This is a genomic window from Rhodococcus sp. T7 (assembly GCF_009872365.1).
Taxonomy (GTDB): domain Bacteria; phylum Actinomycetota; class Actinomycetes; order Mycobacteriales; family Mycobacteriaceae; genus Rhodococcus_F.
Window position 1 is genome coordinate 88,298 of record NZ_WXYH01000143.1, and the last position, 8,820, is coordinate 97,117.

The 8,820-nt window shown below is 68.4% G+C and carries 11 protein-coding genes; 3 read left to right on the forward strand and 8 right to left on the reverse strand.

Going from position 1 to position 8,820, the window contains the following annotated elements; all coding sequences use genetic code 11:
• Position 1 precedes the first annotated feature (1 nt).
• The 3 genes from MLGJGCBP_RS16470 to MLGJGCBP_RS16480 are packed head-to-tail and all read right to left on the reverse strand — an operon-like array spanning position 2 to position 3,033.
• On the reverse strand, positions 2-1,186 hold the full coding sequence (locus tag MLGJGCBP_RS16470; RefSeq protein ID WP_160096942.1) for a Gfo/Idh/MocA family protein: 1,185 nt from the start codon (positions 1,184-1,186) through the stop codon (positions 2-4).
• Between the two features lie 8 nt (positions 1,187-1,194).
• On the reverse strand, positions 1,195-1,554 hold the full coding sequence (locus MLGJGCBP_RS16475) for a universal stress protein (protein ID WP_124391936.1): 360 nt from the start codon (positions 1,552-1,554) through the stop codon (positions 1,195-1,197).
• Between the two features lie 36 nt (positions 1,555-1,590).
• Positions 1,591-3,033: a sugar porter family MFS transporter gene (locus MLGJGCBP_RS16480; RefSeq protein ID WP_160096944.1), complete on the reverse strand. Its 1,443-nt coding sequence runs from the start codon at positions 3,031-3,033 to the stop codon at positions 1,591-1,593.
• A gap of 153 nt (positions 3,034-3,186) precedes the next feature.
• On the opposite strand from MLGJGCBP_RS16480, the gene MLGJGCBP_RS16485 reads away from it, so the two are divergent.
• Together MLGJGCBP_RS16485 and MLGJGCBP_RS16490 are read left to right on the forward strand one after the other, a co-directional pair.
• Positions 3,187-3,822 carry a TetR/AcrR family transcriptional regulator gene (locus MLGJGCBP_RS16485; protein WP_160096946.1) on the forward strand — a complete coding sequence of 212 codons (636 nt, stop codon included), beginning with the start codon at positions 3,187-3,189 and terminating at the stop codon, positions 3,820-3,822.
• Positions 3,822-4,484 carry an enoyl-CoA hydratase-related protein gene (locus MLGJGCBP_RS16490; protein WP_160096948.1) on the forward strand — a complete coding sequence of 221 codons (663 nt, stop codon included), beginning with the start codon at positions 3,822-3,824 and terminating at the stop codon, positions 4,482-4,484. Before MLGJGCBP_RS16485 ends, MLGJGCBP_RS16490 begins: the two co-directional genes overlap by 1 nt.
• 36 nt (positions 4,485-4,520) lie before the next feature.
• Here the strand turns inward: MLGJGCBP_RS16490 and MLGJGCBP_RS16495 are convergent, their stop codons facing one another.
• Genes MLGJGCBP_RS16495 through MLGJGCBP_RS16505 form a run of 3 tightly spaced genes read right to left on the reverse strand, consistent with a single transcriptional unit; the run spans position 4,521 to position 7,179 of the window.
• The gene (locus MLGJGCBP_RS16495; RefSeq protein WP_160096950.1) at positions 4,521-5,720 is read right to left on the reverse strand and encodes an acetyl-CoA C-acetyltransferase; all 1,200 of its coding nucleotides are present in this window, start codon (positions 5,718-5,720) and stop codon (positions 4,521-4,523) included.
• A gap of 32 nt (positions 5,721-5,752) precedes the next feature.
• Positions 5,753-6,415, reverse strand: a complete 663-nt coding sequence (locus tag MLGJGCBP_RS16500) for a 3-oxoacid CoA-transferase subunit B (protein WP_160096952.1) — start codon at positions 6,413-6,415, stop codon at positions 5,753-5,755.
• Positions 6,412-7,179, reverse strand: a complete 768-nt coding sequence (locus tag MLGJGCBP_RS16505) for a CoA transferase subunit A (RefSeq protein ID WP_160096954.1) — start codon at positions 7,177-7,179, stop codon at positions 6,412-6,414. The genes MLGJGCBP_RS16500 and MLGJGCBP_RS16505 overlap by 4 nt, the downstream gene beginning before the upstream one ends.
• 198 nt (positions 7,180-7,377) lie before the next feature.
• Between MLGJGCBP_RS16505 and MLGJGCBP_RS16510 the strand changes: the two genes are divergently transcribed.
• Entirely contained in the window at positions 7,378-8,160 is a 783-nt protein-coding gene (locus MLGJGCBP_RS16510; RefSeq protein ID WP_072949581.1) for an IclR family transcriptional regulator, read from the forward strand.
• Between the two features lie 18 nt (positions 8,161-8,178).
• Here the strand turns inward: MLGJGCBP_RS16510 and MLGJGCBP_RS16515 are convergent, their stop codons facing one another.
• The gene (locus tag MLGJGCBP_RS16515; protein WP_160096956.1) at positions 8,179-8,415 is read right to left on the reverse strand and encodes a hypothetical protein; all 237 of its coding nucleotides are present in this window, start codon (positions 8,413-8,415) and stop codon (positions 8,179-8,181) included.
• Positions 8,402-8,641, reverse strand: coding sequence for a DUF6400 family protein (locus tag MLGJGCBP_RS16520; RefSeq protein ID WP_087555278.1), 240 nt, complete (start codon positions 8,639-8,641; stop codon positions 8,402-8,404). Before MLGJGCBP_RS16520 ends, MLGJGCBP_RS16515 begins: the two co-directional genes overlap by 14 nt.
• Positions 8,642-8,820 lie beyond the last annotated feature (179 nt).

An 8,820-nucleotide genomic window follows, 5' to 3' on the forward strand; every position in this document is an offset into this window, starting at 1 on the left:
GTCAGATACCGACCTTTACGTGTGCGAAAGCGGGAACGACCCAGGCCGAGTCGGCAGCGTTGGAGGCGGCCGTCGCCTCGACGAACTGGACTCCGATCAGTCCGTCGCGTCCGGTGGGGAAGGACAGATCGCGGATTGTGGTGGGCTCGCCGTCGCGGCGGGCGCGGAGTTCGTCCGCGAGGTCGCGGTAGAAGTTCGCGAACGCCTCGAGGAAGCCCTCGGGGTGTCCCAGACCGGGACGGGTGAGCCGGGCGGCGTCCTCGGACAGGGTGCGCATTCCCTGCGCGAGGATCGTGGTGCCGCCGTCGAGGTCGCGGACCGTCAGGTGGTGCGGATCTTCGTGCCGCCATTCGATGCTCGCGGTGTCGCCGAAGACCCGGATGCGGAGGCCGTGCTCGTTTCCGGTGGCGGCCATGCTCGCCCACAGCGTCGCGGGTGCCCCGTTGGAGAGGGTGAGGCGCACCGTGGCGTTGTCGAACACCCGCCGTCCGGGGACGAGGGTGTCCAGTTCTGCCGACACCCTGGTCGCCTCGAGACCGGTGACGAAACGCAACAGCTGGAAGGCGTGGGTGCCGAGATCGCCGACTACGCTGGGGAATCCCGCGACGTGGGGGTCGGTGCGCCACCGCGCCTGCCGGTGTTCGCCGAGTTCCAGGGGTGTCGCCGCCCACCCGGACGCGTGTTCCACTGCCACGAACCGGATGCGCCCGAGGTCGCCGTCGCGCACCATCCGGGCCGCGTGCCGCACCATGGCGTACGCCGAATAGCAGTGCGGGACGGCCAGGAAGGCGCCGGACGACTCGGCGATCGCGACGAGTTCCGCGGCCGACTCCGAGTCGCGGGTGAGGGGCTTCTCGCACACCACCGAGATGCCTGCCTCCAGGAACGTGCGCGCGACGTCGAAGTGGCTGTCGTTCGGGGTGGTCACGGCCACCACGTCGACGCCGTCCTCGCGGGCGGATTCCCGTTCGGCCATCTCCCTGTAGTCGCGGTAGGTGCGCTCGGCCGGTACACCGAGGCTCTCTGCGATCTGCACCGACGACGCGGCGTCCCGCCCGAAGACCCCCGCCTGCAGGTCGTATCGATCGTCCAGACGCATCGCGTAGCGGTGGGTCTTGCCGATGTCGGCGCCCTGCCCGCCGCCGACCATGCCCGCGGACAGCCGCAGGCTTCCGTGCTTGCTCAACTCGGCTCCTACTGGGGGGTTTTGACTGCGAGAACCGGAATCGGGGACTGCAGGATGAGCCGTTGGCTCACGCTGCCGAGAAGGGCCTTGCCGACCGCGCTGCGGCGTTTGACCCCGATCACGAGGCGTTCGATGTCGGGTCGGTCGTCGATCAGGTCCAGCACGGCGGTGGCGGGATCGCGGTCGCCGCGGCCGATCCGGTCGAGGACGGTCACCCCGTCGTCCGCGAGGGTGTGCACCTCTTCGGGTTCGGTGAGGGAGAGGTTCACCACCAGCAGATCGGTGTCCAGCATCGCGGCTTCCTTCTTGCCGGCGAGGAGGGCGTGCGATCCTTCGGAGGTGTCGGTCACTGCGACGAGCACTGTCATGAAATCAACCTTTCAGGGGACTCGGTGCGGCACCGGTCACGAATACTCGCGCCGGAACTGCTCTTCGAGTTCCTCGAGGGAGCGGCCGCGGGTTTCCGGGACCTGGGTGGTGATGAACACGAGGGCCAGCACGCCGAGGCCCGCGAAGATGAAGAACGTGGCCGCGATCCCCAGTGCCGCCACGAGAGGCGGGAAGACGAGCGCGACCAGCGCATTCGCGATCCACAGCATGAAGATGCAGATGCCGATCGCGAAGCTGCGGATCTTCAGGGGGAAGATCTCCGACAGCATCAGCCACACCAGGGGGCCGATCGTGCCCTGCATCGAGAAGACGAACAGAACCACGAACACGAGGATGAAGTAGGCCTTCGCGGTGCCGTCGGGCAGCAGGAACGCCGACAGGCCGACGAGCAGGTGGAACGTGGTGGTGAGGACGAAACCGCCGATGAGCATCTTCCGCCGGTCGATCCGGTTGATCAGGGCGATACCGGTGAGGACGCCGAGCACGCTGAACAGTCCGTTGAGGGTGTTCGCGACAATGGCTGCGTTGGAGGAGAATCCGGCGTCGCCGAGCAGTTGGGTGCCGTAGTACATCACCGAGTTGATGCCGGTGGCCTGCTGGAACACGCCGAGTCCGACGCCGATGAAGATGAGGCGGCGGATCCACTTCACCGACAGGTCCGCGGGTCCGCCGGTCTGTGCGAGTTTCTCTTCCTCCGCGAGCGCCTGGACTTCTTCCAGTTCGGCGCGCGCCCGCTCCGGGGACCGGACCTGGAGGAGCACGGCAAGTGCTTCGTCGTGCCGATCCTGCGACATCAGCCAGCGCGGGCTCTCCGGCATCCTCAGCATTCCGGCGAACAGGACGATGGCCGGAGCGACGGCGATCAGGAGCATGAAGCGCCAGACACTCTCGTGCTCACCCCAGATGTTGAAGATGACGGCGTTGATCACGAATGCGGCGAACTGCCCGCACACGATCATGACTTCGTTGCGGGAGACCACGCTGCCGCGCCGTTCGACGGGGGAGATCTCGGCGAGATACACGGGCACCGTCGCGGATGCGCCGCCGACGGCGAGGCCGAGGATGAAGCGGAACAGCGCGAGGATCTCCCACGTGGGGGACAGCACGCAGCCGAGCGTGCCGATCATGAAGATGATCGCGAGTACCAGGATGTTGTGCCGGCGTCCGTACCGGTCGGACATCCGGCCGCCGATGAGGGCGCCTATCGCGGCGCCGAAGATCAGGATGCTCACCACCAGGCCCTCGGTGAACGAGGTGAGCTGGAGGTCTTCTTTGAGCGGTTCGAGTGCGCCGTTGATGACGCCGGTGTCGTATCCGAAGAGCAGGCCGCCGAAGGTGGCGACGACGGCGATGACGCCGAGCCTGTGCGAGTGCCGTCCAGGCGCGTCGGCGGGCAGGTGCTGGGCGGTAGTTCGGGTGAGATCGCTGGCCATGAACATCTCCTCGACGTATTCCATGTGCAGAACACGTAATGTGTTTATGTCCGGACAAAGCTAACCCATTGTGACTCGGGGCACAACGGCTGGCCGATCGTCGAACGGCTCCCGTGGCGCGAGGGGTCAGTACCTACCGACGAGTAATAGAACGCATGATCTGTTATCGTTCGCCGTATGCCCAGGCCACGAGTCCACGATCTCGACGCCGCGCTCGACACTGCCGAACGGCTGGCGGTCGAAGGCGGACCGAGCGCGGTCACGCTGCGGGCGGTCGCCGCCGCCACCGAGATGTCCAACGGCGCCATCTATCACGCATTCGGCTCCCGCGGAGGGCTTGTCGGACGCGCATGGTTGCGGGCGGCGCACCGATTTCTCGACCTGCAACAGGAATCGGCCGAGCACGCGCTGGAGCGGGGTCCCGTGGACGCCGTCGTCGCGGCCGCCGACACCCCGGCCGTCTTCGCCGAGAAGTTCCCGCAGTCGTCGCGACTTCTGCTCACTGTGCGGCGCGACGAACTGCTCGGATCCGACGTCCCCGAGAACGTCGCGGACGAGTTGGCGCGCCTCGACTCCGTCCTCGTCGAACTCTTCGTCCGGTTGGCGCAGGCGTTGTGGGGGCGCAGGGACGGTCGCGCGGTCGAAGTGATCGAAGCGTGCGTCGTCGGACTCCCCACCGGACTGCTGCTGCGCGCGCGGCGGAAACCGGACGACGCCATGCGCCGGCGCCTGGAGGCGGCGGTCCGCGCCGTCCTCGCACTCGACCCCCCGCCCCCGGGGAAACGTCACGACAGCACCACGAAAGGTTCCTGATGACCGCCACCCTGACCTACCGGGACAAGATCGCCGTGCTCGACCTCGGCGAAGACGAAAACCGTTTCTCCCCCGAGTGGCTCGACACCGTCGGTGGCCTCCTCGACGACGCGCACGAGCAGGGCGCGCAGGCCCTGGTCACCACGGCCACCGGAAAGTTCTACTCCAACGGCCTCGACCTGGACTGGCTGCTGGCCAACGGCGACCGCGCGGACTGGTACGTCGGGCGCGTGCAGGCCCTGTTCAGTCGAATTCTGACGCTGCCGCTGCCGACGGTGGCCGCCGTCAACGGGCACGCGTTCGGCGCCGGCGCCATGCTGGGAATCGCCCACGACTACCGGGTGATGCGGTCCGACCGTGGGTTCTACTGCTTCCCCGAGGTCGACATCCACATTCCGTTCACCCCGGGCATGGCGGCGCTGATCCAGGCCAAGCTGACGCCGCAGACCGCGATCACCGCCATGACCACCGGCCACCGGTACGGCGGCACCGAGGCGCACACGAGTGGGCTGGTCGACGGGACCGCGCCCGAAGGCGCGGTCCTCGACGCCGCCGTCGACCTGATCTCGCCGCTCGCGGGGAAGGACGCCGGCACGCTCGGTGCGATCAAGTCCACCATGTTCGCGCCGGCCGTCGCCGCGCTCGCCTCGGGCCGGTCGTGACCGGCTGACGCGAAACCTACTGGGCGAGAGTAGGGGTCATTCTCCCGGCACGTGGAGGATCAGGGCGTCGCCCTGTCCGCCGCCGCCGCACAGCGCGGCGGCGCCGGTTCCCCCGCCGCGTCGCTTCAGCTCGAGCGCGAGGTGCAGCACGACCCGTGCACCCGACGCGCCGAGCGGGTGACCGATGGCGATGGCGCCGCCGTTCACGTTGACCTTCGACGGGTCGATTCCGAGCTGCCGGGTCGATTCGATGCCGACGGCGGCGAACGCCTCGTTGATCTCGACGAGATCGAGGGCGGAGGCGTCGAGTCCCTCTCGGGCGCAGGCCTTGTCGATGGCGTTGGCGGGCTGCTGCTGGAGCGTCGAATCCGGCCCGGCGACGACGCCGTGGGCGCCGATCTCGGCGATCCATTCGAGTCCCAGTTCCTCGGCCCTGGCCTTGCTCATCACCACGACGGCCGCGGCGCCGTCGGAGATCTGCGACGCGGACCCCGCGGTGACGGTGCCGTCCTTGCTGAACGCGGGACGCAGCTTCGACAGCGATTCGGCGGTGGTGTCGGCGCGGATGCCCTCGTCCTCGGTGACGACGAGGGGCTCACCCCTGCGCTGCGGGATGGTGACGGGAACGACCTCGTCGTCGAAGAGGCCGTTCTTCCACGCGGCCGCGGCGCGCTGATGGGACGCGGCGGCGAAGGCGTCCTGCTCCTCGCGGCCGATCTTGTCGGTGTTCGCGTTCCGGGTCTCGGTGAGTGCGCCCATCGCCTGGTCGGTGAAGATGTCGTAGAGGCCGTCGTAGGCGAGGTGGTCGACGAGGGTGGTGTCGCCGTATTTGAAACCGCCCCGTGAACCCGGGAGCAGGTGCGGCGCCTGGGACATCGACTCCTGCCCACCGGCGACGACGACGTCGAACTCGCCGGCGCGGATCAGCTGGTCGGCGAGCGCGATGGCGTCGAGACCCGACAGGCACACCTTGTTGACGGTCACGGCGGGTACCGACATCGGGATGCCCGCGGCGACCGCGGCCTGCCGGGCCGGGATCTGACCGGCGCCGGCAGTGAGGACCTGCCCCATGATCACGTACTCCACCAGTTCCGGTGCCACCCCGGCCTTGTCGAGGGCACCCTTGATGGCGATGCCACCGAGGTCGGATCCGGAGAGGGTCGCGAGCGAACCCGTCAGCCGGCCGACGGGGGTCCGGGCCCCGGCGACGATGACGGACCTGGTGCGTGAAGTCATGGGTATGTCCTTGGTGTCGTGGCGAATGTCGGTCAGACGAGCGCGGATTCGCGGATCTCGAGGGGGGTTCCAGTGGCGGCGACGACGTCGTCGACGGTGACACCGGGGGCGACCTCACGCAGGGCGAGGGTGCCGTCGCCGACCACGTCGATGACGGCGAGGTTGGTGATGATGCGGTTGACGACGCCCTGGCCGGTGAGCGGCAGGGTGCAGGTGTCGATGATCTTGGGGTTGCCGTCCCGGTCGGTGTGCTCCATGAGGACGATGACGCGGCTCGCCCCGTGCACGAGGTCCATCGCGCCGCCCATGCCCTTGACCATCTTGCCGGGGACCATCCAGTTGGCGAGGTCGCCGGTGCGGGAAACCTGCATGCCACCGAGGACGGCGGTGTCGATGTGGCCGCCGCGGATCATGCCGAACGACAGCGCCGAATCGAAGAACGCGGCGCCGGCGTTGACGGTGACCGTTTCCTTGCCCGCGTTGATCAGGTCGGGGTCGACGTTGTCGTCGGTGGGGTAGGGGCCGGTGCCGAGGATCCCGTTCTCGGAATGCAGGGTGACGGTGACGTCGGTGCCGAGGTACCCGGGGATGAGCGTCGGCAGTCCGATGCCGAGGTTGACGTATTCGCCGTCGACCATCTCCGCGGCCGCGCGGGCGGCCATCTGGTCACGTGTCCATCCGTTGGTGCCGGTCATCGAGTGGCTCCTTCCGTGCTGCTGACTGTCCGCTTCTCGATCCGCTTGTTCTGGGGGCCGGTCTCGACGATGCGCTGAACGAAGACTCCGGGCAGGTGCACCTGGGCGGGATCGATGGTGCCCGCGGGGACGAGTTCCTCGACCTGCGCGATGGTCACCTTCCCGGCCATGGCCGCGAGGGGGTTGAAGTTCAGGGCGGTCTTGTCGAAGACCAGGTTGCCGGCGGTGTCGCCGCGCAGCGCGTGGACCAGGGCGAAGTCGGCGGTGATGCCGAGTTCGAGGACGTAGCGCTTGTCGCCGAACTGCCGGGTTTCCTTGGCGGGCGATGCGAGCGCGACGGAACCGTCGGCGGCGTAGCGCCACGGCAGGCCGCCGTCGGCGACCGGGCTGCCGACACCGGCGGGGGTGAAGAACGCGGGGATGCCCGCACCGCCGGCCCGGAGGCGTTCGGCCAGCGTGCCCTGCGGGGTGAGTTCCACCTCGAGCTCACCGGAGAGGTACTGGCGGGCGAATTCCTTGTTCTCACCGACGTACGACGCGGTGACACGGCGAATCTGGCGGGCGCCCAGCAGGATCCCGAGCCCGTGGTCGTCCACACCGCAGTTGTTGGAGAAGACCTCGAGGTTCCCGACACCCGAGTCGGCGAGCGCGCGGATCAGCGAGTCGGGGATTCCGCACAGGCCGAATCCGCCCACGGCGATCGTCGCGCCGTCGGACACGTCCGCGACAGCTTTTTCCGGGGTGTCGAACACTCTCGATCCCATGTGCATCCTTTCTTCTGGCCGCCGAACCCGGCGAAACCGCCTTCCCGCGACATTTCGTCCATCCAGTGGACGACCTCTGCGGCGGGCTTTGCTCCACTAAAAGGGGTCGCTTCATGCATTTCAAGGAGTTCGGACATGTTGCTCGCGGTCTGGACGTCGTGGACAAGAGCGTTCACTGAGTGGACGTATACTCCGGTCATGAACGAGGCGCAGCGGCCACAGGTCATCCACCGGGTGGGATCGATCCTGCGGGCCGTCGCGGCCCTCGAATCCTCGGGATCCTCGACGTCCGCCCTGGCGCGGGAGACGGGGCTCGCCCGCCCCACCGTGCATCGCCTCCTGGTCTCGCTGGCAGAGGAGGGACTGGTCGACCGCGACCTGAAGTCGGGCAAATGGTCGCTCGGACCCGAGCTGTACCTGCTCGGCTCGCTCGCCGCCAGCCGGTACGACATCACGGACCGCTCCCGTGACATCCTCCGCGATCTCGCCCGCGAGACCGGCGAAAGCGTGTTCCTGTCCGCTCGCCGCGGCGACGAAACGGTCTGCATTGCGAGCGAGGAGGGCAGCTTCCCGCTCCGCTCGCACGTGCTGCACATCGGTATCCGATTTCCGCTCGGGGTGGCGACGGCGGGGATGGTCATCCTGTCGCACCTGCCGGACCGCGAGATCGACGAGTACCTGGCGCGCGCGGACGTCACCGGCGAATGGGGGCCGCAGCACAGCCGGGAGAAGATCGCCGAGCGCATCGCGGAGACCCGCCTCAACGGCTACACCGTCAACCCCGGACTGCTCGTCGAGGGCAGTTGGGGGATGGGCGCCGCCGTCTTCGACACCCAGGGATCGCCCGCCTGGGCGCTGAGCATCACCGGGGTGGAGAGCCGGTTCCGTGAGGAACGACGCCGTGAGCTGGGAGAATTCCTCCTCCGTGAGGCACACCGGCTCACCCAGCTACTCGCCGACCGGCCGCGGAGCCGCGGCTGAATAGCGGTCGGGGCGCGCCTACGCGGCCTTCCGGCCCCGCCGCGGCCGCCCGTGGCGGGTGTCGATGCTCCACACGTGCGTGCAGTCGGGGCACTGCAGGTGCACGTGGGTTCCCTGATTGCTCAGCAGGTACTGCCAGTGCCGGTCGCAGTTGCGGCCGGACCCGCAGTCGCCGCAGGACGAGCCGTGGTCGCAGCCCGGACAGGGCAACCAGGCGCGACGGGAGAAGTCCGCGGTGGGATCAATCGGCAACACGGCCCACCGTCCGATCCGGGAGCACACCCGCCTGCACCAGTTCGTCGTAGATGCGCTGCTGCTCGGGGTCGAGCCCGGAGTACAGCATGTCGTACGCCCGCTCTTCCTCCGCCAGCACCGCGACAGGGTCCCAGTCCTCGCCGATCGCTTCGAGGACAGCGCTGCGCCGACGCGCTTCGTCCAGCGTGAGGTCGAGAGCGAACGAGAGTTCGGAGTCGCTACCCATGTGGTCACCTTCGTTTCGCAGTCGCCGACATCGAAGGGGCCAGGGTCACTCGAGGCGGCCCACGATCACAATGACCTGGATCACGTCGATCGAAAATGTTGCGTCGTGTTCACAACGACCGCGCCCCGTCGTCCGGGTGGACGACGGGGCGCGGGTGGTGCCGGTGGGTCAGGCCTGCA

What these genes read in the sequence shown, in the direction of transcription:
- MLGJGCBP_RS16475 (WP_124391936.1), bottom strand. Translation starts at nt 1,554, where the DNA reads ATGACAGTGCTCGTCGCAGTGACCGACACCTCCGAAGGATCGCACGCC.
- MLGJGCBP_RS16480 (WP_160096944.1), bottom strand. Translation starts at nt 3,033, where the DNA reads ATGGAATACGTCGAGGAGATGTTCATGGCCAGCGATCTCACCCGAACT.
- MLGJGCBP_RS16485 (WP_160096946.1), top strand. Translation starts at nt 3,187, where the DNA reads ATGCCCAGGCCACGAGTCCACGATCTCGACGCCGCGCTCGACACTGCC.
- MLGJGCBP_RS16490 (WP_160096948.1), top strand. Translation starts at nt 3,822, where the DNA reads ATGACCGCCACCCTGACCTACCGGGACAAGATCGCCGTGCTCGACCTC.
- MLGJGCBP_RS16495 (WP_160096950.1), bottom strand. Translation starts at nt 5,720, where the DNA reads ATGACTTCACGCACCAGGTCCGTCATCGTCGCCGGGGCCCGGACCCCC.
- MLGJGCBP_RS16500 (WP_160096952.1), bottom strand. Translation starts at nt 6,415, where the DNA reads ATGACCGGCACCAACGGATGGACACGTGACCAGATGGCCGCCCGCGCG.
- MLGJGCBP_RS16505 (WP_160096954.1), bottom strand. Translation starts at nt 7,179, where the DNA reads ATGGGATCGAGAGTGTTCGACACCCCGGAAAAAGCTGTCGCGGACGTG.
- MLGJGCBP_RS16510 (WP_072949581.1), top strand. Translation starts at nt 7,378, where the DNA reads ATGAACGAGGCGCAGCGGCCACAGGTCATCCACCGGGTGGGATCGATC.
- MLGJGCBP_RS16520 (WP_087555278.1), bottom strand. Translation starts at nt 8,641, where the DNA reads ATGGGTAGCGACTCCGAACTCTCGTTCGCTCTCGACCTCACGCTGGAC.